This is a genomic window from Nocardioides sp. Z13_37 (assembly GCF_058355585.1).
In genome coordinates, this window is sequence record NZ_JBZGDV010000002.1 from 789,325 (window position 1) to 815,894 (window position 26,570).

The following is a 26,570-nucleotide window of genomic DNA, read 5'->3' on the forward strand; positions in this document are numbered from 1 at the left end:
GACCCGACCGCCGGCGGGATCACTTGATGACGTAGAGCACGATCTTCTTCGACTTCGAGCCGAACACCTGTCCGTTGCCCAGGTAGACCACCTGCAGACGGTGCTTGCCCTTGGCGAGCTTGCGCAGCTTGAGCGTCTTCTTGCCCTTGTGCACGGGGGCCATCGTGAACTGGGCGATCTTCTTGCCCTTGTCGAGGACCTGCACCACGCCGCTCGGCGTGCTGAGGCCGGTGACGGTGATCGTGACGGTCAGCTTCGCCCGCTTGCCGACCTTGACGCGCGACGCCTTGAGCGCGCCGGCCGCGGTGGACCCGAGCCGGGCCACGGCGACGGCTGCCGCGGTGGCTGCTCCTTCGCTGAATCCCGCCGCAGAGGCGAACACGGTGACAGACACGTCCTTGCCGGCGTCGTCCGAGGTGACGCGGTAGCTGCCGCTCGTCGCGCCCGGGATGGCGACCCCACTCCGGAGCCACTGGTAGCGGAAGGTCGTCGCTGCGGGAGACCACGACCCGGTGGTCGCCCGTAGGCTTCCTCCGGGGCTCGCGGAGCCGGTGATGGTGGGCGCACCCGCGCTCTGCAGCGCGCCTCCCGCCGTCACGCTGATCTCGTTGCTCACGGACTGACCGTTGACGTAGCCGGCCTTGGCTCCCGTCACGCGCAGGGACACGACTCGGTTGTAGTCGTCGGTCGTGAGCGTGTACGCCGGTCCGACCGCGTTGCGGATCGCGGATCCGTTGCGCAGCCACTGGTAGGTGACCTGGACGTCGGCCTGGTTCCACAGTGGGGCCACGCTGGTCAGCGTCTTGCCCACCGACGACCCCTCGGGTGCCGTGATCTGGGCCGGCGTGATCGCGCGCAGGCCGGCGTCCACCGTGAAGGTCCAGGTCGGGCTCGAGCCGATGCTGTTGCCGGCGACGTCGAGCGCCCTGACCGACCAGGTGTAGGTGCCGTCGGCCAGGTTGGCCGGGGACGTCCAGGCAGTCGCGGCCGTCGTCACCGCGGGTGGATTGGTCGCCCCACTGCTCGCCGGCTCGATGTCGATCGTGTACTTGGCGGCACGGGCGGCAGCGTGGCCGTAGCTCGCCCACCGGAAGGCGGTTCCGACGGGCTGCACGGAGGCCTGGTCGGTGGGACTGGTGAGCTGCACCGGGAGCGGGTCGACGTAGAACCGACCCAGGTCGGACCAGCGCCCCGCCTTGCCGCCCACGTCCGTGCGCCTCACGCGCCAGCGGTAGGGCTCCGACGACGCGGCGAGGGGAGTCGCCGGGACGAAGGCCGCCTGCTTGGTGGCGGTGGAGAAGACCAGGTTGCCTGAGGACGGGACCGTGTCGTCGTTCTTGTAGACCTGCAGCTCCCACGAGGCGTCGTAGTCCTCGGCGCTCCACCTGAATAGCGTGCTTCCCGCCGCTTGACGGCTGTTGAAGGCGGGGAGGGCTGCCGGGTCGACGACGCCTCGCTCCGGCGCCGCGGCGGTGCCGGGGTCGAGGTTGGTCGCCGGGGTCGCCTTGACGATCTTGCGCGTCTCGGACCACGAGAGACGGTTGTTGTTGCCGTCGATGGCCTGGACGCGCCACCACAGGTCGCCCTCGGGGTAGGTCTTGGTGAAGGCGGTGTAGGTGGCCTGATCGACGAGCACATCGTCGATGGTGTTGCTGTCGGTGATGGTGGCCGACTGCGCGACCTGGAGGCGGTAGCGCTGCGCGGTCTGGTAGGGCGCGACCGATCCGCCGTAGACGGGCGGCGCCGCCTGGTTGGTGAGGTGGTAGTCGGTCCACCGGAACGTCAGCTGGTCAGCCAGCGTGGCGTCCGCGGACGGCGACTCGAGCTGCACCCGCGGGGAGACCTTGCGGAACGCGCTTGCGCCGGAGTCGATCTGACCGGTGGGCCCGGGGCCACAGTTGTGCGTCGACATCACGCGTGTGCAGGGACGGACGTACCAGTAGTACGCGGACCCCGACTCGTTGTCGGGGAGGGCGCTCGGGTTGTGGTGCTCGGCCGGGGTGAACCGCGAGGAGATCGTCTGCACCCCGTCGTAGACGAGGTTGGTGAAGTCGGGGTCCTCGGCGACGTAGACCTGGTAGCCGCCGGCGCCGGGGACGGACTCCCAGTCGAGGACCGGAGTGGCCGACATGCCCATGCAGACGGTCTGCTCGTCGGTGACGCCGCCGACCACGACGAGGCGCTTGGTGCACGAGTGCCCCGAGTCCACCGAACGTCCGTCGAGGGCGACCTGGTGCCCGGCGGCACGGGTGGGCGCCTCGATCGTGAAGGTGGACCTCTGGCCTGTGCCCAGGCGGGCGTTCGTCCTCGCGTCGAACGCCTCGACCCACCAGGTCCTGGTGCCCGGCCGGAGGAAGTACGTGGAGAGGTCCGTCACTGCGGGGTAGGCGAGCTTCGTGGACAGGATGGGGGTGGTGCTCTCCGGAAGGACGTATCCCTCCGTCTCGGAGACGCGGAGCTTGTAGTAGACGGGGGCGTCGACGGTCGACGCGATCGGCTCCCACGCAAGGGCGGGGAACCGTGAGGTGATCTGGTTCGACGCGAGCGGGAGGGGTGCCAGCGGCGTGGTGCCGGCAGCGACCGGATCCTCGAGGACCCGGACGGTGCCCATCGTGAAGGTCGGTGAGACTCGGTTGTCGCCGTCGATCGCGGCGACCTGCCAGGTGAAGAGGTCGGGATTGCGCGCGGGGTCCTCGGTGTCGGTGTCGGAGGGAAGCGCAGCGGTCGGGGTCCAGGAGAGGGCGGACGTCGTGGCCGTCACCGTCCCGGCAGCGCCCGTCAGCGTGATGCGGTAGGCGTTGGCGTCCGGGCTCGGCTGCCAGCGGAAGGTCGGCACGGCGACGGTGCTGCCGTTGGCAGGCGAGATGGGCTGGATCCGGCCGCTGTCGTACACGAAACGGCCGGCGTCGGAGTAGACGCCGTTGACCTGGGGGGAACGGGGTCCGTCGAACGCTCGGACACGCCAGTAGGTGGTCGTGCCCTGCGAAGGCATGCACCGGCCGTTCGCGGATCCCGGGACGTAGGTCGTGGACTGTGTCGCGCACGACTCGAACGTCTCCGGCGTGAAGTTCTCGTCGTTGCCGACCTCGAGCACGTATCGCGTCGCGTGTCGGACGGGTGTCCACTGGTAGTAGACGTCGTCGCCGACGGGCGTCGAGGAGACGGGGGGGTAGACCAGGGACGGCTTGAAGGGCCAGCGCCGGTCGAACACGCTCGGGGCGGCGGGCCACGGGGTCGGCTCGCCGGCGGCGTTGTAGGCCCGCACCTTCCAGTAGTAGGTGTTGTTGTCGTAGGTCGTCATGGGGGAGTAGCGGGTCGAGAGGACCTTGCGCTTCTCGATCTGGGTGTTGAAGTCGGGGTCGAGCGCGACCCAGATCTCGTACTCCTTGGCACCCTTGACCGGGTCCCAGTCGAAGACGACGTCCTGCACCTCCACGCGTGGACGGATCCCGCTGGCCCGGTCGGGAGCGCAGACGAGCCCGGGGCTGCAGGTGGACGACGTCACCGGCGGCAGCTGGGTGACGTCGTAGCTCGTGTAGGCGGTCCACTCGCTCTGCAGGCCGTTGTCGAACTTCGCCCGCACGCGCACGAAGAAGTCCTCGGTCCCCTGGCGCTCCCCGACGCCCTGGGGATCCGGCCACACGTAGGTGGTCGTCTTGACGTCCTTGACGGATCCGCCGACACCATCGCCCTCGGCGTCCATCTCCACCTCGTAGGAGACGGCGCCCGGAACGGCGTCCCACGAGATGATCGGGGGAGAGACCGGCGGCAGCACCCGCTCGCCGGGGGACACGACCACGTTGGACGGCTTGACGAGATCGCCGATGTCGACCGACGACACGGTCCAGCCGCTCGCGCCGCTGCTGTCGACGGCCTGGACCCGCCAGTGGAGCGCGCCAGCCCGCAGGACCCGGGCCGGGGTGTAGGAGGTGGCGGTCGTCTCCTGGTTGAACAGGAGGGAGGCGAACGAGGAGCTCTCCGAGCCCTGCACCCGATACCTGGTCGCGCCCGGCTGCGCATCCCACGACAGAGTCGGGATGGGCGCTCCTTGGGCGGTCAGGCTGGTCGGTGCCGGTGGCGCTGCGTGCGTCAGCTGCGCGGGAGCGACCAGGACCCCCAGGCACAGACCGGCGATCGCCGCAGCGCGCGCGAATGATCCGACAAGCTTTCGTGACATCCCCGGAGGTCCCCTCGTGGCGTGGCTCAGACGCCGCCACGCTAGGTCGCGCGGAGGCCATCGGGTCCCGGAATCGGTTCCGGTGGTCACAAATGACTAGGGGCTCCGCCCGATCGGCCGACACGCGCGCGGACGCTACGGTGAGGCCATGATCACCGCCATCGTCTTCGTGAAGGCCGACGTCGCGCGCATCCCCGAGGTGGCCGAGGCGATCGCCTCCCTCGACGGGGTCAGCGAGGTCTACTCAGTGACCGGGCAGGTCGACCTCATCGCCCTGGTGCGCGTGCGTGAGCACGAGGACGTGGCTGCCGTCGTCGCCGACCGGCTCAACAAGGTCGACGGCGTCACCGAGACGGAGACCCACATCGCCTTCCGCACCTACTCCCGGCACGACCTCGAGGCGGCCTTCAGCATCGGCCTCGACTGACTCCTCGTCAGCGCACCGGCCGGTGCACCGGTGACGGCAGGCGCTGCTCGTCGAAGGGCACCAGCGAGAGCCGCGACTGGTTGGCCGCGTCGTAGAGCGCGAGGTGTCGGGCGGCTCCGCTGAGGGGGCAGACCCACTCGCCGTCGACGTCGACGAGCCGCACGCCCGACGACTCCAGCCAGCGCAGCACCTTCTCCGACTCCTCCGCGGTCGCGGCGGGCACCGGGCCGGGCGCGCCGGCGACCGTCTCGGCGCTCGACCTGAGCTCGCGGACGTACTGGTGGGCGTCGGCGCCCGCGGGGATCCGCCCCGCCGCCGCGAGGCGGCCGAACCGGACGACGTGCACCGACCAGCGCCCGTCGTCCTCGCGACGGGCCGCCACGATCTCCGCGCACCGGGTCAGCGCGGACAGTCGCTGGGTGCGGGCCGCGGCACGGATGAAGGTGGCGAGCCGGTCGCGGTGCACCCCCGCCTCCTCGAAGCGCTCACGGTCGGCCAGCGCGGTCATCCGCTGGTTGATCGCCTCGACGACCTCCTGCGGGTCGCGCAGCAGCGTGTCGCGCAGCTGGCGCACCACGGCGGCGTAGGCCGAGGCGTCGGTGGAGCCGTCGCAGGGAGACAGGCAGCGGCCCATCTCGGCCAGCACGCAGGCCGAGCGGGACGGCGCGAGCGGCAGCCGGCCGCTGCACTGCCGCACCGGGAAGGTCTCGTGGAGCGCGGCAAGGCACTTCTCCGCCGTCTTCCTCGACGAGAACGGGCCGAGGTAGTCGGCGTCGTCGTCGAGCACCTTGCGCACCAGGGAGAGCCGCGGCCAGGCCTCACGGGTCAGCTTGACGAAGTGGACCTTCTCGGGGAACCGCGAGCGACGGTTGTACTTCGGCTTGTGCTCGGCGATCAGTCGCAGCTCGCGCACCTCGGCCTCGAGCGGCGTGGCGCACTCGATCCCGGTCACCGACTCGGCCAGGCCGACCATCTCGCCCATCCGGGTGCGGGTCTCCGAGGAGGTGAAGTAGGTCCGGACGCGGGTGCGGAGGTCCTTCGACGTGCCGACGTAGAGCACGCGCGAGCGCTCGTCGCGGAACAGGTAGACGCCGGGGGAATGGGGCAGGCCCTCGGCGAGGTGGCGCTTGCGCCGCTGCGCGGTGCTGACCCGGGAGGAGAACGTCTGCAGCTCCTCGAGCGTGTGGACGCCCAGGCCGCCGAGCCGCTCCATCAGCCCGTGCAGCACGTCGACCGTGGCGCGGGCGTCGGCGAGCGCGCGGTGGTTGGGCGTGGTGGTGGAGTTGAAGAGCCTGGCCAGCGACGACAGCTTGCAGTTGGGCGCGTCGTCGCGGGTGATCACCCGCCGGGCGAGCTTGGCGGTGTCGAGCACCTCGAACTTCGGCCACGGGCGACCCTGCTGGCGCGAGAAGTGCTGCAGGAAGCCGACGTCGAAGGGCGCGTTGTGGGCCACGAGCACGCACCCGGCGGCGAAGTCGAGGAACGCCGGGAGCGCCGACTCGATCGGCGGCGCGTCGTGGACCATCGCGTTGCTGATGCCGGTGAGCACGGCGATGAACGCCGGGATCTCGGCGTGCGGGTTGACGAGGGTCTGGAACTCCCCGAGCACCTCGCCACCCCTGACCTTGACCGCGCCGATCTCGGTGATCATCGAGCCGCCCGCCGCGGAGCCGCCCGTGGTCTCGAGGTCGACCACGCAGAACGTCAGGTCGCGCAGCGGCCGCCCCAGCTCGTCGAAGCTGCGCTGGGCCTCCCAACGGGACCGCTCCCGGGTCGGGCGGTGGGCGGTGGTGCTCATGTGGCACGACGCTAGACGTGGGATCCGACATCGGCGGTGATGGCGCGCGGACTACGCTGACCGCGCCCGACAGACCCGGCCCGACCCGGGCCCGACCCACGAGGAGCCACCCGTGCCCGAGCAGACCGCCGACCTCCGCGTACCCGGCGACGGCGAGCGGTGGCGCTGTGCCGGCTGCGGCAACCTCACCCGCTTCGACGTGACGCGCACCCGTCGCACGACGGAGTACTGGCACTTCGACCTCGCCGGCGAGCACCAGGTGGAGGAGGAGACCGTGCGCTCCGAGGCGGTCGAGACGGTGTCGTGCCGCTGGTGCGGTCGCAGCGACGCGATCGAGGTCGTCGACCGTGCCTCCGCCGACACCGCCGGCGACCCCGCCGCCGGGTGACGAGCCCGCCGTGACCGGCCCCGCAGCACTGCCCGAGCGGCTGCGCCTGCGTGTGGTCGCGATGGTCTCGGCCGTCCTCCCCTCCGTCACGCCGGTGCCGCCGGCGCTGCGCAAGGTCGCCGGGTTCGCACCCGCCCGCCGTGCCCGGCTCGGTGCCGCCGCGATCTGGTCGGCGCTGGACGACGACGCGTTCCGCGAGCACGCGGCCGTCCAGGTGGCGGCGTTGCCGGCCGACCCCGACGACCCGGTCGACGTCGCCGCTCGAGCCTGGCTGGCCCGGGACGAGGGGTGGGAGGCCGTCGTCGCCGAGGTGGCGGACTCGCTGGGTCGCGACGGGGCCCGTGACGAGCAGGTCCAGGCCGAGCACGCTCGCCTGGCCGCGCAGGTGGTCGCGCTCCAGGCGGAGCTGGGCGCGGTGCGGGCCGAGCACCGCGAGGAGCTCGCCCGCGCCAAGGCCGAGCACAAGGTGCTGCGCCAGCGCCTCGGCGAGGCCCGGGGCGTGCTGCGTGCCGCCGAGGAGGCCCGCGACGCGGCCTACGCCGCCCGCGACGAGGCGCTCGCGGCGGCCGAGGGAGCGACCCGCACCGCCGAGGCCGACGTCCGACGACTGCGCGCGCAGCTCGACGAGGCGGAGTCGGGTCTGGCGGCCAGCCGCCGCGACGCCCGCTCCGGCCGCGACGCCGCGACCGTGCGGGCCCGCCTGCTCCTCGACGCGGTCGTGGACGCCGCCACGGGTCTGCGCCGCGAGCTGGCGCTCCCGGCCGTCACGGGCAGTCCCGGCGACGCGGTCGAGTCGGCGCTCGCGGGCGTCGTCGGCGCGCCGGTGTCGAGCGCGCCTGCGTCGCCTGCGCTCCTCGAGCAGACGCTCGGGCTGCCCCGCGCCCGGCTGGTGATCGACGGCTACAACGTGACCAAGGAGAGGTGGCCGACCGCGAGCCTCGAGGCCCAGCGCAGCCGGCTGGTCGCCGCGCTGGGTGCGCTCGTCGCGCGGACCGGGGCGGAGACGACAGTGGTGTTCGACGCCGCGGAGTCCACGGTGCGCACGGCCATGCCGGCCCCGCGCGGGGTCAGGGTCGTGTTCAGCCCGCAGGGGGTCATCGCCGACGACGTCATCCGCCAGCTCGTCGCGGCCGAGCCGCGCGGCCGCGTGGTCGTGGTGGTGACCGACGACCGCGCGGTGGGCCGCGACGTCGCCCGCGACGGCGCCCGCACGATGCCGGTCGCGGCCCTGCTCGGCCTTCTCGGCTCCTAGCCCGACACGCCGGCGCGCGCCGCTCCCCGAGGCGTTGTCGGTGGCCCCTGTCACCGTTCGGGGCATGACGACACGGATCGATTGCGACACCTGCGTGGTGCGCGGGCTGCACTGCCACGACTGCGTGGTGACAGTGCTCCTCGGGCCGCCGCCCGAGCTGACCATCGACGACGACGAGATGGCCGCGCTCGACGTGCTGGCCTCGGGAGGGCTGGTGCCGCCGCTGCGGCTGGTGGAGCCCGTGGCCGGCCCGGTCATCGAGTCGGCGTGAGGCTCGCCAGGACACGCTCGTCCTCAATCGGCGGCGAAGATTGGCGGCGGCCCCATGAGCGGCCTATGGTGTGGGCTGACGTCCGTGGCAGTGGGTCACCCGGCCCGCGCGGGCGTCGCGCCGAGTCGTGGACCACACCCCCGCATCACCCGTGGTCCGCGAGCCGGGGAACCACACTTCCCCCTGGGGTGAATCCCCTGCGAGGCGTGCCGCGCGAGCGGCACGAGGAGCAGGGGTAGGCCAGTCGTGCCGAACCCGTCAGCTCACCTGGTAGGCGTACGACACCCCGAGGAGTTCCCCCGCTCGTGGCTCACACCCGCAAGCGAGTTGGTGCGACCGTCATCGGTCTCTCCGCGATCGCTGCCATCGCCTTCGTGCCCGCGACCCCCGCGCAGGCCGACCCCGACATCGACGACGTCAAGGTCCGTGTCGACCGTCTCTACCACGAGGCCGAGGCCGCCCAGGAGCGCCTGCACGACGCCCGCCTCGACCTGGCCGACCTCCGTCGCGACCTGCGCGGGCTCAAGGCCGACCAGGAGCGCCAGGACGAGCGTCTCGGCGCCGTCCGCGACCAGGTCTCCGACGCCGTCGTGCGACAGCTCGAGGGCGAGGGCATCTCGACCATGGGCCAGATCGTCGTCTCCGAGGACCCGGGAGCCTTCCTCGACTCGCTCTCGACGATGTCGTCCTTCAACGACCTCCAGTCCTCGCTGCTGTCCGACTACGACACCGAGCTCCAGGCCCTCGAGATCCGTCGTGAGGCCACCAGTGACCGCACCGACGAGATCGCCGAGCTCACCGAGCAGCTGAGCGCCGAGAAGGACACCGTCGACGACAAGCTCGCCGAGGCCAAGGAGCTGCTCGCCGACCTCGAGGCCGAGGAGCGCGAGCGGATGCTCGCCTCGCGCAGCACCACGGTGCGCACGCCGAGCTCGGTGCCCGCCTCGGGCCGTGCCGCCGCCGCCGTGCAGTACGCCATGGCCCAGGTCGGCGACGCCTACGTCTACGGCGCCATGGGCGAGAACGCGTTCGACTGCAGCGGCCTGACCATGCGTGCGTGGGCGCAGGCCGGCGTGTCGCTCCCGCACTCTTCCAGCGCGCAGTTCGGCTCCGGTCCGCGGATCGCCGCGAGCGACCTGCAGCCCGGCGACCTGGTCTTCTACTACAGCCCGATCAGCCACGTCGGCATGTACATCGGCAACGGGATGATCGTCCACGCCGCCAACCCGGGCACCGGGGTCGTCGTCTCCGGCCTCCACTCGATGCCCTACGTCGGCGCGGTCCGTCCTGGCTGACACGCACTCCGCGAAGGCCGGTCGTCCACTCCTGTGGGCGGCCGGCCTTTCGCTGTGCCTGGTCGTCGCGGTCGTCCTCGTGCGCGACGTGGGCCACGAGGTGGCCCCGCCGGAGTCGGTGGAGGGGCTGGTGGAGGGGCCACGGGCGAGCCCGGCCGGCGCCGCCGCCGCCCTGGCGGCCTTCGTCGACGGCGTGGAGCAGCGCGACGTCGCCGCCCTCAGGCGGCTGGCGCCCCCCGGCGCACCCGCGGCCGAGGCCCTGATGTCCGCCGTCGCGACCAATGCGCGGTCGCTCGACCTCACCGCGGTCACCGCTCGCTACGTCGACCAGCGGGGCGCGGTGGCCGCGGACGGGTCGTGGACGGGGGTGGCCGAGCTGACGTGGCGGCTCCGCGGCTACGACGAGGCACCCGCGCGCAGCGAGGTGGTCGTGCGGTTCGTGCCCGACGGCGATCGGCTCGCCATCGCGGGGTTCGGTGGGCAGGCGGGAGCGGGCGCCCGGCTGCCCCTCTGGCTGCGAGCGGAGCTGTCGGTGGCGCGCGCGCCCGGCGTGCTCGTGATGTCGGAGGGGTCCCGTGGCGAGGCGGAGGTCGTGCGGGAGCGGGTGGAGCGCGGCATCGAGGTCGTGCGCCGGGTGCTGCCCGGGTGGACCGCGCCCGTGGTGGTGGAGGTCCCCGCCTCCGGCGCGGGCCTCGAGGCGGCGCTGGGCGTCGGGTCGGGCACCTACGCCGGGATAGCCGCCGTCACTGCGGCGGCGGGTGACGGGGCGGACGAGCGGGGGCCGGTGCACGTGTTCGTCAACCCCGACGTGACCGACGGTCTGCGCCCCGCCGGCGCCCAGGTGGTGATGAGCCACGAGCTCGTCCACGTCGCCACGCAGGCGGTGCGCAGGCCGGTCGAGCCGTGGCTGCTCGAGGGGTTCGCCGACTACGTCGCCCTGCGCGACACGCAGCTGCCCGACGCGGTCGCCCTCGGCCGCGCGATCGAGGCGGTCCGGCGCGACGGGGTGCCGCGATCGCTGCCGGCGGCCGCGGACTTCGACACGCGGGGGAGTGATCTCCAGGCTCGCTACGAGGAGGCGTGGCTGGCGTGCCGGATCGTCGCGGAGCGGCTGGGGGAGCAGGGCCTGGTCGACCTCTACGACGCGGCCGCTGGAGGGCGGTCGCCGGCCACGGCCCTGCGGCGCGCCGGCCTCACGGCCGACGGGCTCGCCGCCGGGTGGCGTCACCGGCTCCAGGCCCTGGTCGACGCGGCCAGGAAGCACTGAAAGGCGACCGGGCGGTCGCCTTCAGGACGTGCAGTGAGTGCCCGGCGAGCGGGGAGGCCCGTCACCGCCCAGCTCAGGGACCGTCGAAGGTTTCGGCGGGGATCAGGAAGAGGTCGCTGACCGTCAGCCCGAACGCCATGACGGCGATGATGATGGCGACGGCGATGCAGCCGACCATGAGGCCGTACTCGACGGCTGTTGCGCCGCGTTCGTCGCGCGCCGCGTGCAGCTTCTCCATGAGAGTCCTTCCTGTGAGGTCTGAAGAGGCAGAAGGGTCCGCCACCGTGTGTGCGGCGGCGGACCCTTCAGAGCCACTGGGTCACGGCTTGGGGGTGCTGTTGTCCTTGATCTCGCTGCCGACGTTGGTGAAGAGGCCGGCGAGGTTGTCGCCCAGGGCGGCGACGACGGTGATGATGGCGACGGCGATCAGCGCGACCATCAGGCCGTACTCGACGGCGGTGGCGCCCTTCTCCTCGTCACGACGAGCGTTGAGCATGATGGTGAGGAACTGGATCATGGTGATAACCCCTTGAAGTGTGGATGATGAGTCCGGATGTCCGAGCCCCGGTGGACCCGTCATGAAGAATCCTCGTCGTTTCCCGCACCCGGCGAATCGGGTGATCGGCCGCACGTGAGTAGTCCCTTGTGACTAGTCGCCCATGTCTCGTCGGACCACCGGCTCGCCCCTGTCGGAGCGCGGTCAGAACCTCGTGGGCGAGTGACGGTCCAGGAGCCCCATCCGCATCGCGGTGACCAGGGCCTGCGCCCGGTTGGCGGCGCCGAGCTTCTGGTAGATGTGCGTGATGTGCGTCTTCGCCGTCGACTCGCTGAGGTACATCCGGCCGGCGATCTCACCCGTGCCCAGGCCCTCGGCCAGCAGGACCAGCACCTCCTCCTCGCGCCCGGACAGCCGCGGCGTGGACGGACCCGCGGCCCGTCTCATCATCGCCGCGCTCAGCCCGGCGCACAGGAAGGTCCGTGGCGCCACGGCGGCGTGCTTGGCCGCGCTGACCACGTCGGAGGCCTTGCTGTCCTTCCCGACGAACGCGGAGGCGCCGGCCTCCATGGCAGCGAAGATCTGGTCGTCACCGGCGTGCATCGTCAGCACGACGAGGCCCGTGGACTCGCTCGTCCTCCGGACTGCCCGCACGACGTCGAGACCATGGCCGTCGGGCATCTGGAGGTCCGTCACCACGACGTCGGGTCGGAGGTCGGCCCACGCCGCGACCCCGTCGGCGACGCTCCCGGCCTGGCCGACGACGCTCATGTCGTCGTCACGCTCGAACGCCCGGGCGAGGCCCTGACGGATCAGCTCGTGGTCGTCAACGAGCAACACGGTGATGCCCATGCACGGTTCCTCCTTCGTGAGGTGCGGTCTCGTGCGACCGCAGGGTGACGAGCGTTCCGCCGCCTGGGCGTGGGGCCACGTCCAGAGCTGCGCCGACCCTCTCGGCACGCTCGCGCATGCCCTGAAGGCCCCAGTGGCGCTCACGGGGTCCGGCGTTGCCGACTCCGTCGTCGGCGACTTCGAGGCGGAGGCGGGTGCCGTCGGTGTCGAAGGTCACCCAGAGGTTGTCGGCCCGTGCGTGCCTGCGCACGTTGCACATGGCCTCCTGGGCGACACGCAACACCTCGGTGGCGTGTCGTGGGGACAGCGGGGGGCCGGACTCGGAGAGGGACAGGTGCACCCGCAGCCCGGTCGCGTGGCCCACCTCCCGCGCGTAGTCGGACAGCGATGCCGCCAGCCGGCCGTCGGCGACCTCGTGGCGCAGGTCGAAGATCGACAACCGGATCTCGGACACGAGGCGGGTGATCTCGGTGCGCAGCGCGGTGACGAGCTCCCGGGTCTCCGGATGGTCGCTGACCGCCTCGATCTCGTCGACGAGGAACCCGAGCCCGACGATCTCCTGGGCGACGCCGTCGTGCATCTCGCGGGCGATCCGGTTGCGCTCCTCCGACGTGGCGAACGCACGCACGTCGTCGAACAGCACGGCGGTGTCGAGGCGCACGGCGAACTCGTCGGCCACCTCGAGGGCGCGCTCGTCGAGCTCGTGCGTCCACCGCGGCACGCCCACCAGCACGCAGTAGCCCAGCGTCTGCTGCGCGCCACGCAGCGGGACGACCGCGGTTCCGGGGGTGCGCTCGGCGCGCGGCAGGTGGATCTCGGGGACCAGCCGGCGCAGGTCGTCCTCGCCGTGGAGTGAACGGAGCGTGCCGTCGGGATCCGCGACCAGCACGGTGGTGCGCGCGCATCCGGTCGACTCCCGCATGGCCGCGTCGAGATCGATCGCCAGCGAGGCGGTGTCCAGGCCGAGGTCACCGGAGCTGGCGAGCTCGTGGACCCGTTCCATCAGCTGGTAGGCCGCCGCGTGGGGGGCCTGCCGGGCCATCAGGGTGCGCGTGGACCGGGACTGCCAGCTGGCCAGCACGCCCACGCCGAGCCCCATCAGCAACCACGGCGCGGCGTCGGCCGCGCGTGCGAGCGCGTCGTCGGCCGGGTCGGCGGCGATGGCGGCGCCGAGGGTGAGGGCGGAGACGAGCGTGACGTTGAGGGTGGTGACCAGGCCGTGGCGCACGCCGGCGACGATCAGGGGCACGGCCAGGTAGGCCCCCAGCTCGGCGGTGGAGCGCGTGGCGACGATGAGCGCCGTGACGGCGACCGCCTCAGCCACCGCGTGCCAGTGCGTGGGACGGCTGCGCGTCATCCACTCGAGCACGGAGGTGACGGCGGCGACGAGCGCGAGCACGACCACCAGCGGCGCCGACTCCACCAGCGTTCCGGCGTGGAGCGCGGTCCCTGCGGTCAGGGCGGTGGCGAAGACGCGGACAGCCGTCGTCGTGCGCCACGACTGCAGCGCCGGACGGACGACCCCTGTGTCCAGCGGCGCCATCGGTGTCATGGCGAGGTCACGTCTTGCTGAACGTGTCGGCGATCTGGATCCCGGCCGGTCCGAGGATGACGATGAAGAGGCAGGGGAGGATGAAGAGGACCAGCGGGATCATCATCCGCACCGGCACCTGCTGCGCCTTCTCCTCAGCGCGCTGGCGCCTCTTGGTGCGCATCTCGGAGCTCTGGATGCGCAGCACGCGACCGATCGGGATGCCGAGGCTGTCGGCCTGCACCATGGCCAGGCAGAACGACTTGAGGTCCTCCAGCGAGCTCCGCTCGGCCATGGCGCGCATCGCGTCGACCCGGCCCACGCCGATCTGCATCTCCTGCAGCAGCCGCGCGAACTCCTCCGACAGGGGCCCGGTGGTGTTGCGGGCCACCCGCTCGACGGCGGCGTCGAAGCCCAGACCGGCCTCGACCGACACCGTGAGCAGGTCGATCGCGTCGGGAAGGGCGTTGCGCATCAACGTCTCCCGCTTCTGGCCCGCGTTGTAGAGCAGCAGGTTGGGCAGGCAGTAGCCGAACGAGGCGATGAGTGCCGTGCCCCCGACCACGCGGTAGAAGGGCAGGTCCATGCCCAGCAGGTAGAGCAGGCCCACGCCGCCGAGCACCGACATCCCGAGCACCTTGAGGCCGATGAGCCGGTTGACGTCCCACCCCTCCGGGTTGCCCGCGACGTTGAGCCGGTAGTGGAGCTTCTTCGCGGTGTCGGCCCGCACCAGCTTGCGTCCCGTGCCGACCAGCTGGTCGCCGAGGGGACCGAGCACGCGCTCGGCGAACGGGCGCTCGAGCTCCTGCTTGACGATGTCGGGCGCCCGGTCCATCGCCTGGATCGCGGCGACCGATCGGGCAACACCGCGGCGCTCGCCGGTTAGGACGCCGATGGTGGACAGGCACAGGGTCAGTGCCACGAAGACGAGGACGGCACCCAGCATGAGGAGCATCAGGTCACACCTTCACTGTCGCGAGCTTGGACATGGCCCAGGAGCCGATGCAGAGCAGGGTGCCGGCCGCAGCGAGCATGGCGATCCCCATTCCCGTGGTGTAGAGCACGGCGACGTACTCTCGGTTGCTGAAGAGCATGTAGACGAAGATGAGGGGCGGCAGGCCGACGAGGATGTAGCCGGAGAGCCGCCCTTCGGCGCTCAGGGCCTTCACCTGGCGACGGAGGTACTCCCGCTCCCGCAGGGTGTCGGAGACGGTGTGCAGGATCTCGGCCAGGTTGCCACCGACCTCGCGCTGGATCCGGATGGCCATCACGACCCACCCGAAGTCCTCACTGTCCATCCGGTCGCCGACGCCGGCAAGCGCGTCGGTGATGTCGACACCGAGACGCTGCTCGACCAGCGCCCGCCGCAGCTCCCCGGCCATGGGCTCGTGCCCTTCGCGCACCACGGTGTCGACCGCTTGCGGCAATGACAGTCCGGCTTGCAGGCCGCCCGCCATCAGGCCGAGGGTCTGTGCCAGCTGGCCGTTGAAGGCATTGAGCCGACGGCCGTGCCGCCACCTCAGGTAGAACCACGGCGCGATGGCGCCGAGGAGCAGACCCAAGGCTGCCAGTGCGGGGCCGCCCAACACGAATCCGGCGAACGCTGCCCCTATCGCGATCCCGGCGTGCAGGAGGAGCCACTCCGACGCCGTCAATGCGGATCCGGCACCGGTGAGCCGGCGGGAGATCTTCGTCTCGAGGTCGGCGTTGACGACCTTGTCGGTCACCGCGAGCGCGGACTGACGCAGGCTCGTTGCCTCGGTGGCGCTCTTCTTCTTCCGCCGGGTGGTTCCCGAGCCACGGTCGGTGCCCGCGAAGTAGGCGTCGAGGCGGGACTCGGCGGTCGAGGGTCCACGCGGTCCGGTGAGGGCGATCACGAGGACACCACCGAGCCCGAGGAACACCGCGAGCGCCCCCATCAGCATGACCGGCGTGCTGACCAGCGCCTTGCCCGTCTGCACGACGTCCGGGATCTCGACCGCGACGGCGCCGAGCGAGACGAAGGCCGAGTCGGAGAATGTCTCGTCGCCGTTGCTGACCTTCACGTCGATCGACGATTCGCCCTCGATGCCGTCGGGGACCTCGAAGCTGACCACGAGCTGGTGAGCAAGGGCGTCACCCTGCTCGGCAAGCACGGCGCTCAAGGCGTCGGGGTCGGCCGGGATGACACGGCCACCGGTGCCGTCAGCGAGAGTGCTCGCTCGCTCGTCCTGACCGGCTCCGTGCAGTGCCACCACATCCACGACGACACCAGCCTCCACGGCGCCGCCCGTGGCGACGTCGAGGGTCGTCACGCTGTTGGTGTCCGACCCGTCGGACAGGACCAGCAGCGACCGCGCACCGTCGTCGCCGAGCAGCTCACGCGCGGCGTCGATCGCGTCGTAGACGCTGGTGCCCTTCGAGAGCTTGGCGTCCTCGACCGCCGCCAGCACCGCTGCGCGGTCGGCGGTGGGAGCGATGCGGTCCTTGACCTTGCCGGCGAAGGTCACCAGGCCCACCGCAATCTCAGGCGGTGTCGCCTCCAGGTAGGCGTTGACGGCGGCGATCGCGGCGTCGTACTTGTCGCCCTTCTCCATGCTCGCGCTGGTGTCGAGCACGAGGACCGTAGAGCGCTGGATCCCGCCCGTGTCGGCGGTCTCCACGCTCGCCTGGACGGGGTTGCCGTCCACGAGCACGGAGAGGGTGTCGCCGTCGACGACACTGCCGCTCGGCAGGCCGTCCGCGGACACCAGCATCGAGACGCGGCCGGAGGTGGACTCCACGTGGTCGATGTTGATCTCGTTGCTGGCCTGCGCGGGCAGGGCGCTGCCCAGTGCGAGGAACGAGCCGGCGATCGTCGCGGCGACCACCCGCCGGAGCTCCGTCCTCATGCTCGCGCGCCCGTCATGAAGACGGCGGGGTCGACCCGGACCCCGTGGTCCTGCAGACGCTCGAGGAAGCGCGGGCGCAGCCCGGTCGACATCAGCTGGCCGAGGAACTTGCCGTTCTCGTCGACGCCGGCGTTGTAGTCGAAGAGGAAGACGTCCTGGGTGGTGATGATGTCGCCCTCCATGCCGACGATCTCGGTGATCGCGGTGATGCGACGGGTGCCGTCCTTGAGCCTGGTCTGCTGGATGATGAGGTCGACCGCGCTCGACACCTGCTCGCGGATGGCGCGCACCGGCAGGTCCATGCCGGCCATCAGCACCATCGTCTCGAGACGGGCGAGCGCGTCGCGCGGGGTGTTGGCGTGCAGGGTGGAGATCGACCCGTCGTGGCCGGTGTTCATGGCCTGGAGCATGTCGAGCGCGGCGGCGTCGCGGATCTCACCGACGACGATGCGGTCGGGCCTCATGCGCAGGGAGTTCTTGACCAGGTCGCGGATCAGGATCGCGCCCTTGCCCTCGATGTTCGGCGGTCGCGACTCGAGGCGGAGCACGTGGTCCTGCCCGAGCCGGAGCTCGGCGGCGTCCTCGATGGTGACGATGCGCTCGTCCTCGGGGATGAACGACGACAGCACGTTGAGGGTGGTCGTCTTGCCGGCGCCGGTGCCTCCGGAGACGAGGATGTTGAGCCGCCCGCGGACGCAGGCCTCGAGCAGGCTCGCGGACGCGCGGCTCAGGCTGCCGAAGCGGATCAGGTCCTCGACGGTGAAGGGGTCCTCGGAGAACTTGCGGATGGTGAGCTTCGAGCCGTCCAGTGCGAGCGGGGGGATGATGGCGTTGACGCGGCTGCCGTCGGGCAGGCGGGCGTCCACCATGGGGCTGGTCTCGTCGACGCGGCGGCCGATCTTGCTGACGATCTTGTCGATGGTGCGGCGCAGGTGGGCCTCGTCGGAGAACGACGTGTCCACCTTGACGAGCTTGCCACCGCGCTCGACGTAGATGGAGTCGTAGGCGTTGACCATGACCTCGGACAGGCTGGAGTCCCGCAGGAGCGGCTCGATGGGCCCGTAGCCCAAGATGTCGTCGGCGATCTCCTGCGACACCCGTGTCCGGTCGGTCGACGACATCGGGCGCTCGGTCTCGCCGATGGCCTTCTGCAGCGCGATCCGCACCTGCTGCTCGAGCTCGCTGTGCGTCATGTGGACGTCGTAGAGCTTCGGGCCCAGGGCCTCGACCAGCTGGGCGTGCACCACCCGCTTGACGTCGAGGAACGGGTCGGCACCCGTCGTCTTCTTGCGTGTCGCAGCGGCGGGGACGGCGGGCACCTTCGCCGGGTCGGCGGGCGTGGCCCCGGCCGGGCCGGTGGCCGTGGACGCGGCGGGGGCGTCGGCGCGGGAGCGGGCGGCAGCCAAGCGGTCGGTGAGGCTCACGTCAGGCCTTCCTCAGTCGGAGACGGCCAGCGGGCTTCCGGCTCTCGGCGGTCGTCTGGGCGGGTACCGTCGGGGCGATCGTCGCCGCCAAGGAGGCAGCGAGCGCCTTGATGGCCTTGCTGTTGGCGTGGTGGGGGTGGGCACGCACGATCGCCTCGCCGCGGTTGACGCAGGCCAGCACGTCGCGGCTCGACTCCAGCGAGTGGTCGGCCTTGAGCTTCACCGTCGACTCGAACTCGTCGACGCTCAGCCCCACCTTCGCGTCGGCGCGGTTGAGGACGAGCTTCCACGAGCTGCGCTCGAAGTTGAGCAGGTCGAGGGTGCCGGTGGCCAGCTTGAGTCCCTTGAGCGACGGGATGTCGAGCGTGGCGACCAGCACGATCGTCGCCGCGCGGTCAAGCGAGGCGAGGGCGAGGTCGTCGAACGACCCCGACGTGTCGACGACGACGAAGTCGTACATCGCCTGCAGCGTCTCCAGCAGCTTGCCGACGTCCTCGCTGGTCGCCTTGTCGACGGCGTCGAGGTGCACCGGCGCGGCAATGATCGACAACCCGGGCGAGTGCTGGGTCACCAGGGACTGGACCGCCGATGCGTCGATGTCGCCGTTGAAGGCGATGAGGTCCCCCACGGTGCGGATCGGGGTGGCTTGGAGCATGATCGCGACGTCGCCGTTGTTGACGTCGAGGTCGACGATGCACACCTCGTGCCCCAGGTCCGCCAGGGCTGCCGCGGTGTTGGTCGCGACGAGGCTCTTGCCCACGCCTCCCTTCGTCGCGAACACGGTGACGACCTTGCCGCGCGGTGCGTTCTCCGCCTCGGTCGCGGCGGCGGCCGCTGCCTGGGCCGACTGCACGGCGCTCTGCGTGGCGGCCTGCACCTCGCCCTCCAGGGTCTGGGCGATCGCCGATGCGACGTTGCGTGCACGCTGGACCGCTGTGGTGATGCCGGCGAGGTCCTTGGCGGCCACGACCTCGCGCATGCCCGAGCGGAGCGCCAGCGACAGCGCGTTGCTGTCCACCTCGTGGCGCAGGAGGATGACGCCGAGGTCCGGGCGGTTGACCCGCGCCCACTGGGCGAGCGTCGAGGCGTCCTCCGAGGTGATGGACGGGCCGATCACGACCGCGAACTCCGTGGGGGAGGCCTGAATGTGGTCGCCGAGCTCCTCCATCGTGCCGAAGGCGCGGGAGCCGTGCAGCATCGCCTGGAGCAGGGCGAGCTGCCCGCGATCCGACTCGACAATCGCGGTCACGACGCTGTCCGGAAGATCTCGGGCATCAGGTCGGCGGCGCTCACGCCCGGTCCGTCGTCAACGTTCGAGTCCTCGGACAGGAGCGCGAAGGAGATCTCGGCATTTCGCGCGGCGAAGATGACCTTCTCGGCCTGCTTCTGGTCCACGGCGAGGGTGAGGATGGCGCGGGGCACCTGCTCGACGATCTGCTCGCCGGCGTCGGTGGTCGTCGTCTTGGCGGAGATGCTGGACGTCCCGACGCCGATGACCTGCACCTTCGGGAGCAGCAGGCGCGTGTAGGGCGGGAGCGTCTGCTCCGTCCCGTCGGGCTTCTTGAGGACCGGATCAGCCGAGAGGAAGATCGCGACGACCGAGCCGGGGTTGACGAAGCCGGCGACCCGGGCCGGGTCGCTGAGCTCGACCGAGATGGCGACCTTGTCGTCGGGGATCAGGAGCCCTTCGGTGTCGCTGAGCGTGCCGAACTTGGGGGCGATCACCTGCTCCCCGGCGTAGATCGTGCCGAGTGCGACGAGGTCGGAGATGGAGCCCGTGGACGAGAGTGCGCCGTCGACCACGTCCTCGCGCCGGATTCGCCGCTCCTCGAACTTGCCCGCCTCCATCGCCGCGGCCACCGACTCGCCGGCGTCGATGGTGTCGGTGGCCGCGAGCACCTCGACCAGCTCCTGGCCCGCGACGGCCCGCTTGTCGATGCCCTGGACGTAGAGCACGATGAGGGCGGTGCCGACGAGCGCGATGACGAGCGCGACTGCGAGTAGTACAGAACGGCGGGCCATGGGTTCTTCCTTCGGGGAGGGGGAGTCCGTGCGGGGTCACATGACCGGGGCCGGGGACGACGGCGTACGGGCAGGATGCTGCCGACGTGCGCGGGGCCTGAGGCTGTGTGCGGACACGCGGGTTGCACCCCTCTCGCAGGTCGTCGGGGGTCCCGGATGATCCCCAGCGAAAGGAATCTAGGGGCCTGCGATGCGGGGCGAGGGCTAAACCTCGCAAACCACCCGATGGTCGTGCGGGCATGGCCCGAAGTGACTAGTCCGACCTGGTCATGGCCGGGCCAGTGGGGCGGCGTCAGCCGAGGTAGAGAGCCTCGATCTCGTCGCGGGTCTCGCGCATGACCACGCGGCGCTTGAGCTTGAGGCTGGGGGTGAGCTGGCCACCCTCCTCGGTCCACTCATCGGGGAGGATGGTGAACTTGCGGATCGACTCCGCCTTCGACACCGCCTTGTTGGCCTCGTCGACGGCTTCCTGCACCGCCGCGACCAGGTCGGGGTCGTCCACGAGGGTGCTCAGGTCGGGGGACTTGCCGTGCTGCTCCGCCCAGGCGGGGAAGGTCTCGCGGTCGATGGTGACCAGCGCGCCGATGAAGGGCTGGCCGTCGCCCACGACGAGGCACTGGTCGATGAGCGCGTGCGCGCGCAGCCGGTCCTCCAGCACGGCCGGCGCGACGTTCTTGCCGCCGGCGGTGACGATGATCTCCTTCTTGCGGCCGGTGATGCGCACGAACCCCTCGTCGTCGACCTCGCCGACGTCGCCGGTGTGGAACCAGCCGTCGCGGTCGATCGCCTCGGCGGTGGCCTCCTCGTTGCCCCAGTAGCCGGCGAAGACCTGGCCGCCGCGGAAGAGCAGCTCGCCGTCGTCGGCCACGCGCACGCTGGTGCCGGAGAACGGGCGTCCCACGGTGCCGATCTTCGTGGCGTCGGGCAGGTTGACCGACAGGGCGGCGGTGGTCTCGGTGAGGCCGTAGCCCTCGAGCACCGGGACGCCGATGCCGCGGTAGAAGTGGCCGAGCCGGTCGCCCAGCGGCGCGCCGCCGGAGATGGCGTAGCGGCAGCTGCCGCCCAGCGCCTGGCGCAGCTTGGCGTAGACGAGCCGGTCGAAGAGCGCGTGCTGGACGCGAAGGCGCGCGGGCACCCGCTTGCCGTCGGAGGCGCGCGACCAGGCGATCGCGACGTCCGCCGCGCGGTCGAAGATCTTCCCGCGGCCGTCGGCGGTCGCGCGCTGCGAGGCGCTGTTGAAGACCTTCTCGAACACCCGGGGCACGGCCAGGATGAAGGTGGGTCGGAACTCTCCGAGGTCGGCCACCAGGTTCTTGATGTCGGAGCTGTGGCCCATCTTGGCGCGGCTCTTCACGCAGCCCACCTGGATGATGCGCGCGAAGACGTGGGCGAGCGGCAGGAACAGCAGCGTCGAGGCGTCCTCGGTGTCGAAGAGCTCCGCGAGCTCGTCGACGGCCACGCCGAGCTCGAACATGAAGTTGCCGTGGGTGAGCATGCAGCCCTTGGGCTTGCCCGTCGTGCCGCTGGTGTAGATCAGGGTGGCCAGGTCGAGCGGCGTCGCCGCCGTGCGCCGCTGCTCCAGCACCTCGTCGGAGATGTCGGAGCCGAGCCGGCGCAGCACGTCGACGGCGTTGTCCTGCAGCGACCACACGTGCTGCAGCTCGGCGAGGTCGTTGGACCGGCGCGCCTCACGCACCCGGGCGAGGTGGTCGGGGCCCTCGGCGACGACGGCCCGCGTGCCGGAGTCCTGGAGGATCCACCCGATCTGCTCGGCGGAGGACGTCTCGTAGATCGGCACCGTCACGGCGCCGGCGAACCAGATGGCGTAGTCGAGGAGCGTCCACTCGTAGCGGGTCTTGGACAGCAGGGCGACCCGGTCGCCGATCTCCACGCCTGCGGCGACGAGCCCCTTGGCGACGGCGCGGACGTCGTCATGGAACTCGGCCGCGGTGACGTCGACCCAGCCGGCGTCGTCGGTGGGGCGGCTGAACACAGCCGTCTCCGCGAAGTCGCGCGCGTTGGTCACGACGTCGTCGGTGAGGTTCCCCGTGGTGGGGATCGAGATGGAGAGCGGCGTGGAGTACTCACGCACGGTGGAACCTCCTGGAGATGGTGGACTGCGATCCGCAGGCTATCCCCCGGACTTCCGCCGGGCGCAGGCCCGGTGGCACCGGGCCGTCACGCGCGCCGCGGTGGGCTAGGCTCCGGCCATGGCCGAACAGACCTCCTCGTCGATCGTCGTCGACGCTCCTCCGGCCGAGGTGATGGCCGTCATCGCCGACTTCGAGGCCTATCCCGAGTGGGCCAAGGGCGTGCAGAAGGCGGAGGTCACGGTCCCGGGCACCGGCGACCGGGCCGAGCAGGTCTACTTCGCGCTCGACGTCTCCCCGATCAAGGACGAGTACACCCTCGCCTACGACTGGGACGGTGACCGCGAGGTCACCTGGACCCTCGTCGAGGGCAACATGCTCAAGGCGCTCGACGGCGCGTACACGCTCGTCGACCGCGGCGACGGCAGCACCGAGGTCACCTACCGGCTCGCGCTCGACGTGAGCATCCCGCTCATCGGCATGCTCAAGCGCAAGGGCGAGAAGATCCTCATCGACGCCGCGCTGAAGGGCCTCAAGAAGCGCGTCGAGTCGCTCTGACGCGCGGTCCGGGCATGCGGATCCTGCTGTTCACCGGCAAGGGCGGCGTCGGCAAGTCGACGCTGGCCGCAGCGACGGCGTGCGCGACGGCCGCGGCCGGGCACCGGACCCTCGTGCTGTCGACCGACGCCGCGCACTCGCTGGCCGACGCGCTGGACGTCGCCGCCTCCTCCGAGCCCACCGAGGCCGCGGACAACCTGTGGGTGCAGCACGTCGATGCCCAGGAGCGGTTCGAGCGGTCGTGGTCCGACATCCAGGGCTACCTCCTCAGCGTGCTCGACGTGGCCGGGGTGGACCCCGTCGCCGCCGAGGAGCTGACCGTCATCCCCGGCGCCGAGGAGGTGCTGGCCCTGCTGGAGGTGCGCGCGCAGGCGAGGTCGGGGCAGTGGGACGTCCTCGTGGTGGACTGCGCGCCGACGGCCGAGACCCTGCGCCTGCTCGCCCTTCCCGAGGCGCTCGGGTGGTACATGCGACGCGTCCTGCCGGTCGAGCGGCGCGTGGTGAAGGCGCTCAAGCCGGTGCTGTCGCGCGCGGCGGGCGTGCCGATGCCCGAGGACTCGGTCTTCGACGCGATCGAGCGGCTCCACGCCGACCTCGACGACGTACGCACCGTGCTCACCGGGCCCGAGACATCGGTGCGCCTGGTCCTGACTCCCGAGTCGGTCGTGCTGGCCGAGGCGCGCCGGGCCTACACGTTCCTCACGCTCTTCGGCTACAGCGTCGACGCGGCGATCGTCAACCGGGTCTTCCCCGAGGAGGGGGCCGACGAGTGGCGCCGCACCTGGGTGGAGGCCCAGCGGCGCCGGCTCGAGGACGCGGCGGACTCCTTCGCCGGCCTGGACCTGCACCGGTCGGTCTACCGGGCGGCGGAGCCCGTGGGCCGCGACGAGCTCCTCGACCTCGCGGCGTCGGTGTACGACGGCTCCGACCCGCTCGGCCACGGCACCTCCGCGCCGCCGATGTCGGTGCGCACCACGCCCGGCGCCGTCGTCGTGTCGCTTCCCCTGCCACTCGCCGCCCAGGACGACGTCGGCCTGGTCCGCAAGGGCGACGAGCTGATCGTCTCGGTGGCGTCCTACCGCCGGCTCCTGACGCTGCCGACCGGGCTCGCCCGCCACCGCGTCGCCGGCGCCCGGGTGCGCGACGGCGAGCTGCAGGTCCGGTTCACCGCCCCGGCCGACGCCGCACCCGACGACGCGCCCGAGGAGGCCTCGTGACCGACGCAGACCCCCACGCTGACCCGCATGCCGACCCGAATGCCGACCCGCATCCCGACCCGCATGCCGTGGGGTCGCTGGGGGAGGAGGCGGCCAAGCTGCTCGGGGCCCTCTCCGGCTGGGCGCGCGAGCACGTGGAGGAGGCGGGCGACGGGTTGACCGGGCTCGCGTCGCACGTCGCGGCCTCGGCCCACGATGTCGACGACCACCTCGCGACCGGCGCGGCCGAGTGCACGGTGTGTCCGGTGTGCCGGCTCGTGGCCGCGGTGCGCCAGACCAGTCCCGAGGTGAGTGCCCACCTCGGGACCGCGGCCGCGTCGCTGGCGCAGGCGTTCTCCGCGCTGGTGGCGACGAGGGAGCCACGGGCGCCTCGCCGCGAGGACAGCGCGGGCGTCGAGCACATCGATCTCGACGACGAGTGGCCGGAGGACCCGTGAGCGGCGCGGTGCCCGGCGCGGTGCCCGGGGTGGTGGTCGGGGTCGACATCGGGGGCACCAAGGTGCTGGCCGGTGTGGTCGACGCCGAGGGGCGGGTCACCCGCACGGCGCGGCGTACGACCCCGGGTCGCCGGGTGGTGACCAGCCGGGTCGAGGACGCGCTGGTCGAGGCGGTCGTCGAGGCCGCGGGCGGTGCGCCGGTCGCCGGCGTGGGCGTGGCTGCCGCGGGGTTCGTCGACCGGGAGGGGGAGCGGGTGATGTTCGCCCCGCACCTGCCGTGGCAGGGCGAGCCGCTGCGCGAGCTGCTGGCGGACCGACTCGGCTGTGCCGTCCTGCTCGACAACGATGCCAACTGCGCCGCGCGGGCCGAGGCGGCCCACGGTGCCGCGCGGGGGGCGGGGTCGGCGCTGATGATCACGATGGGCACCGGCATCGGCGGTGCGGTGCTCCTCGAGGGGAGCGTCGTGCGGGGTGCCAACGGCATGGCCGGCGAGTTCGGGCACATGCAGGTCGTTCCCGACGGGCTGCCGTGCGAGTGCGGGCGACGCGGCTGCTGGGAGCAGTACTCGTCGGGCAACGCCCTCGTCCGTCACGCCCGCGCCCTGATGGCCGAGCAGCCGTCGGTCCTGCACGAGACCACCGACGGCGACGTCGACCGGGTGACCGGACCGATGGTGACGGCCGCGGCCGAGGGCGGTGACTCCGTCGCGGCGCAGGCGTTCGCCGCTGTCGGCGACTGGCTCGGTGTGGGCACGGCCAACCTCGTCGCCGCGCTGGATCCCGAGGTCGTGGTCGTCGGCGGTGGCCTGTCCGCGGCGGGCGACCTGCTGCTGGAGCCGGCGCGCGCGGCGCTGCGACGCTCGCTCGTCGGCGGCGGCCACCGCCGCACCCCGGACGTCCTCCCGGCCCGGCTCGGCCCGCAGGCGGGCATGATCGGCGCGGCCCTGCTGGTGTCCGCGGCTCACGCCCAGCGGTAGTCGGGCACCAGCTCCAGCGCGAGCTGCTCGAGGAACAGGGCCACGTCGGTCACGATGCCGCGCCCGGGGTTGGCCCCCCGGTCGGTGAGCCGGCCGACCGTGGCGGGGTCGCTGTCGACGCAGACCAGCGGGACGGTGGCGGGCAGGAGGCTGCCCGTGGCGGAGGCGAGGAGCCGGGTCGCCAGCATCATGCAGTGGCCGACGTCGCGGACCTCCGCGCGCATCGCCCGCTGTCCCTCGACGACGTCGGTGTAGGCCTCGGGCATCGGCCCGTCGTCGCGGACCGAGGCCATGAGCACGAAGCGCTTGTCGTGCGTGACGAGTGCGTGCATCAGCCCGCTCGACAGCACCCCGTCGCGGACGGCCTGCGCGATCGAGCCGGCCTTGCGGATCGTGTTGACGGCCCGCACGCGGTGCTCGTGGCCGTGCTCGTAGCCCCGCACACCCCGGATGCCCGGCCCGTGGAGCGCCGCCTCGACGTCGTGGGCGGCGACGGCGTTGCCGGCGAAGAGGACGTCGACCCACCCGTCCCGGACGAGCGCCACGAGAGCGGGCACGGCTCCGGCGTGCACCACCCCCGGCCCGGCCACCCAGAGCAGCCGCTTGCCGTCGGCCCGGGCCGCGCGCATCCCGTCGGCGACCTGGCGCACGAACACCGTCTGCGGACGGTCGGGCCCGTCACCCTCACCGGAGCCGCCCGCGGCCGGCGCCATCCGGCGACCCGGCACGCTCACCTGGATGCCGGCGGCACCCGTCACGACGCGCATGCCGCGCACGACGTCGGGCATCGGGATCGTCCGGACGCGGTGCTCACCGGAGGGCGTGGTCTCGACGAGCAGGCCGCAGTCCATCTCGGGGGCCTCGACGTCGTGCCAGCGCCCGTCCAGCCGGACGCGCGTCGGGAGGCTGGTCGTGGCGTAGAACCCGTCGGGGAGGACGCCGTCGTGCTCGGCGGCCACCAGCGTCGCGTCGCCGTGCAGCACCTGGTTGACCCCGCGGGTCTGCAGCCGCATCAGGAGGCGCTGCAACGAGTCCTCGTCGGGCGCCTCGACGGTGATGCGGGCACAGCTCGGGTCGTGCGCGTCGTGACCGACGTCGAACTCCTCGATGACGTAGTCGCCGCCGTACTCCCGCACGTCGTCGAGGACGCGCGACAGGATGCCGCTGTCCATCAGGTGACCCGTGATCTCGACCGTCTCGCGCGCCCCCACGCGCGAGACC

At 71.9% G+C, this 26,570-nt stretch carries 23 protein-coding genes and 1 riboswitch; of the genes, 10 read left to right on the plus strand and 13 right to left on the minus strand.

The features are described 5' to 3' along the window. Positions 1-19 precede the first annotated feature (19 nt). Positions 20-3,991, minus strand: coding sequence for an Ig-like domain repeat protein (locus AC4H2S_RS08795; protein ID WP_491496577.1), 3,972 nt, complete (start codon positions 3,989-3,991; stop codon positions 20-22). Positions 3,992-4,325: 334 nt separating this feature from the next. On the opposite strand from AC4H2S_RS08795, the gene AC4H2S_RS08800 reads away from it, so the two are divergent. Next, complete coding sequence (locus AC4H2S_RS08800; protein ID WP_491496578.1) at positions 4,326-4,604, plus strand: Lrp/AsnC family transcriptional regulator; 279 nt, start codon at positions 4,326-4,328, stop codon at positions 4,602-4,604. A gap of 7 nt (positions 4,605-4,611) precedes the next feature. On the opposite strand, the gene AC4H2S_RS08805 is transcribed toward AC4H2S_RS08800, so the two are convergent. Next, positions 4,612-6,402: a DEDD exonuclease domain-containing protein gene (locus AC4H2S_RS08805; RefSeq protein ID WP_491496579.1), complete on the minus strand. Its 1,791-nt coding sequence runs from the start codon at positions 6,400-6,402 to the stop codon at positions 4,612-4,614. Between the two features lie 112 nt (positions 6,403-6,514). Here AC4H2S_RS08805 and AC4H2S_RS08810 point away from each other — a divergent pair, with 112 nt between their 5' ends. The 5 genes from AC4H2S_RS08810 to AC4H2S_RS08830 all read left to right on the plus strand — a co-directional run bounded on the left by AC4H2S_RS08810 (position 6,515) and on the right by AC4H2S_RS08830 (position 10,875). Next, the gene (locus tag AC4H2S_RS08810) at positions 6,515-6,790 is read left to right on the plus strand and encodes a hypothetical protein (RefSeq protein ID WP_491496580.1); all 276 of its coding nucleotides are present in this window, start codon (positions 6,515-6,517) and stop codon (positions 6,788-6,790) included. Positions 6,791-6,800: 10 nt separating this feature from the next. Further along, on the plus strand, positions 6,801-8,042 hold the full coding sequence (locus AC4H2S_RS08815; protein WP_491496581.1) for an NYN domain-containing protein: 1,242 nt from the start codon (positions 6,801-6,803) through the stop codon (positions 8,040-8,042). 64 nt (positions 8,043-8,106) lie between these two features. Continuing rightward, positions 8,107-8,313, plus strand: a complete 207-nt coding sequence (locus AC4H2S_RS08820) for a hypothetical protein (RefSeq protein ID WP_191196838.1) — start codon at positions 8,107-8,109, stop codon at positions 8,311-8,313. Between the two features lie 140 nt (positions 8,314-8,453). After that, a riboswitch (cyclic di-AMP (ydaO/yuaA leader) is annotated at positions 8,454-8,588 on the plus strand. A 30-nt stretch (positions 8,589-8,618) separates the two neighbouring features. After that, positions 8,619-9,608 carry a C40 family peptidase gene (locus AC4H2S_RS08825; RefSeq protein WP_491496582.1) on the plus strand — a complete coding sequence of 330 codons (990 nt, stop codon included), beginning with the start codon at positions 8,619-8,621 and terminating at the stop codon, positions 9,606-9,608. 79 nt (positions 9,609-9,687) lie between these two features. Then, positions 9,688-10,875, plus strand: a complete 1,188-nt coding sequence (locus AC4H2S_RS08830; RefSeq protein ID WP_491496583.1) for a hypothetical protein — start codon at positions 9,688-9,690, stop codon at positions 10,873-10,875. A gap of 73 nt (positions 10,876-10,948) precedes the next feature. Here AC4H2S_RS08830 and AC4H2S_RS08835 read toward each other — a convergent pair whose 3' ends face one another. From AC4H2S_RS08835 to AC4H2S_RS08880, 10 genes are all read right to left on the minus strand, one after another. Next, the gene (locus AC4H2S_RS08835; RefSeq protein ID WP_491496584.1) at positions 10,949-11,113 is read right to left on the minus strand and encodes a Flp family type IVb pilin; all 165 of its coding nucleotides are present in this window, start codon (positions 11,111-11,113) and stop codon (positions 10,949-10,951) included. An 81-nt stretch (positions 11,114-11,194) separates the two neighbouring features. Continuing rightward, entirely contained in the window at positions 11,195-11,392 is a 198-nt protein-coding gene (locus AC4H2S_RS08840; protein ID WP_491496585.1) for a Flp family type IVb pilin, read from the minus strand. 183 nt (positions 11,393-11,575) lie between these two features. Beyond that, the gene (locus tag AC4H2S_RS08845) at positions 11,576-12,223 is read right to left on the minus strand and encodes a response regulator (RefSeq protein ID WP_491496586.1); all 648 of its coding nucleotides are present in this window, start codon (positions 12,221-12,223) and stop codon (positions 11,576-11,578) included. After that, entirely contained in the window at positions 12,198-13,766 is a 1,569-nt protein-coding gene (locus tag AC4H2S_RS08850) for a histidine kinase (protein WP_491496587.1), read from the minus strand. Before AC4H2S_RS08850 ends, AC4H2S_RS08845 begins: the two co-directional genes overlap by 26 nt. Positions 13,767-13,782: 16 nt before the next feature. Then, entirely contained in the window at positions 13,783-14,709 is a 927-nt protein-coding gene (locus tag AC4H2S_RS08855) for a type II secretion system F family protein (RefSeq protein WP_491496588.1), read from the minus strand. A 4-nt stretch (positions 14,710-14,713) separates the two neighbouring features. Next, positions 14,714-16,624 carry a type II secretion system F family protein gene (locus AC4H2S_RS08860; protein ID WP_491496589.1) on the minus strand — a complete coding sequence of 637 codons (1,911 nt, stop codon included), beginning with the start codon at positions 16,622-16,624 and terminating at the stop codon, positions 14,714-14,716. Then, complete coding sequence (locus tag AC4H2S_RS08865; RefSeq protein WP_491496590.1) at positions 16,621-18,048, minus strand: TadA family conjugal transfer-associated ATPase; 1,428 nt, start codon at positions 18,046-18,048, stop codon at positions 16,621-16,623. Before AC4H2S_RS08865 ends, AC4H2S_RS08860 begins: the two co-directional genes overlap by 4 nt. Before the next feature lies 1 nt (position 18,049). Further along, a complete protein-coding gene (locus tag AC4H2S_RS08870; RefSeq protein WP_491496591.1) occupies positions 18,050-19,297 on the minus strand; it encodes a CpaE/TadZ family protein in 1,248 nt (415 codons plus the stop codon). Then, the gene (gene cpaB, locus AC4H2S_RS08875) at positions 19,294-20,070 is read right to left on the minus strand and encodes a Flp pilus assembly protein CpaB (RefSeq protein ID WP_491496592.1); all 777 of its coding nucleotides are present in this window, start codon (positions 20,068-20,070) and stop codon (positions 19,294-19,296) included. Before cpaB ends, AC4H2S_RS08870 begins: the two co-directional genes overlap by 4 nt. 292 nt (positions 20,071-20,362) lie before the next feature. Continuing rightward, positions 20,363-22,162: an AMP-dependent synthetase/ligase gene (locus AC4H2S_RS08880; RefSeq protein WP_491496593.1), complete on the minus strand. Its 1,800-nt coding sequence runs from the start codon at positions 22,160-22,162 to the stop codon at positions 20,363-20,365. 118 nt (positions 22,163-22,280) lie between these two features. Here AC4H2S_RS08880 and AC4H2S_RS08885 point away from each other — a divergent pair, with 118 nt between their 5' ends. Genes AC4H2S_RS08885 through AC4H2S_RS08900 form a run of 4 tightly spaced genes read left to right on the plus strand, consistent with a single transcriptional unit; the run spans position 22,281 to position 25,349 of the window. Beyond that, positions 22,281-22,718 (plus strand): SRPBCC family protein, encoded by a 438-nt coding sequence (locus AC4H2S_RS08885; RefSeq protein ID WP_489974664.1) that lies wholly within the window; start codon positions 22,281-22,283, stop codon positions 22,716-22,718. Between the two features lie 14 nt (positions 22,719-22,732). Next, positions 22,733-23,935 carry an ArsA family ATPase gene (locus tag AC4H2S_RS08890; protein ID WP_491496594.1) on the plus strand — a complete coding sequence of 401 codons (1,203 nt, stop codon included), beginning with the start codon at positions 22,733-22,735 and terminating at the stop codon, positions 23,933-23,935. Continuing rightward, positions 23,932-24,372 (plus strand): hypothetical protein, encoded by a 441-nt coding sequence (locus tag AC4H2S_RS08895; protein ID WP_491496595.1) that lies wholly within the window; start codon positions 23,932-23,934, stop codon positions 24,370-24,372. Before AC4H2S_RS08890 ends, AC4H2S_RS08895 begins: the two co-directional genes overlap by 4 nt. Next, on the plus strand, positions 24,369-25,349 hold the full coding sequence (locus tag AC4H2S_RS08900; RefSeq protein WP_491496596.1) for an ROK family protein: 981 nt from the start codon (positions 24,369-24,371) through the stop codon (positions 25,347-25,349). The genes AC4H2S_RS08895 and AC4H2S_RS08900 overlap by 4 nt, the downstream gene beginning before the upstream one ends. Here the strand turns inward: AC4H2S_RS08900 and AC4H2S_RS08905 are convergent. Then, positions 25,334-26,560, minus strand: coding sequence for an ornithine cyclodeaminase family domain (locus AC4H2S_RS08905; protein ID WP_491496597.1), 1,227 nt, complete (start codon positions 26,558-26,560; stop codon positions 25,334-25,336). The genes AC4H2S_RS08900 and AC4H2S_RS08905 overlap by 16 nt on opposite strands. Positions 26,561-26,570 lie beyond the last annotated feature (10 nt).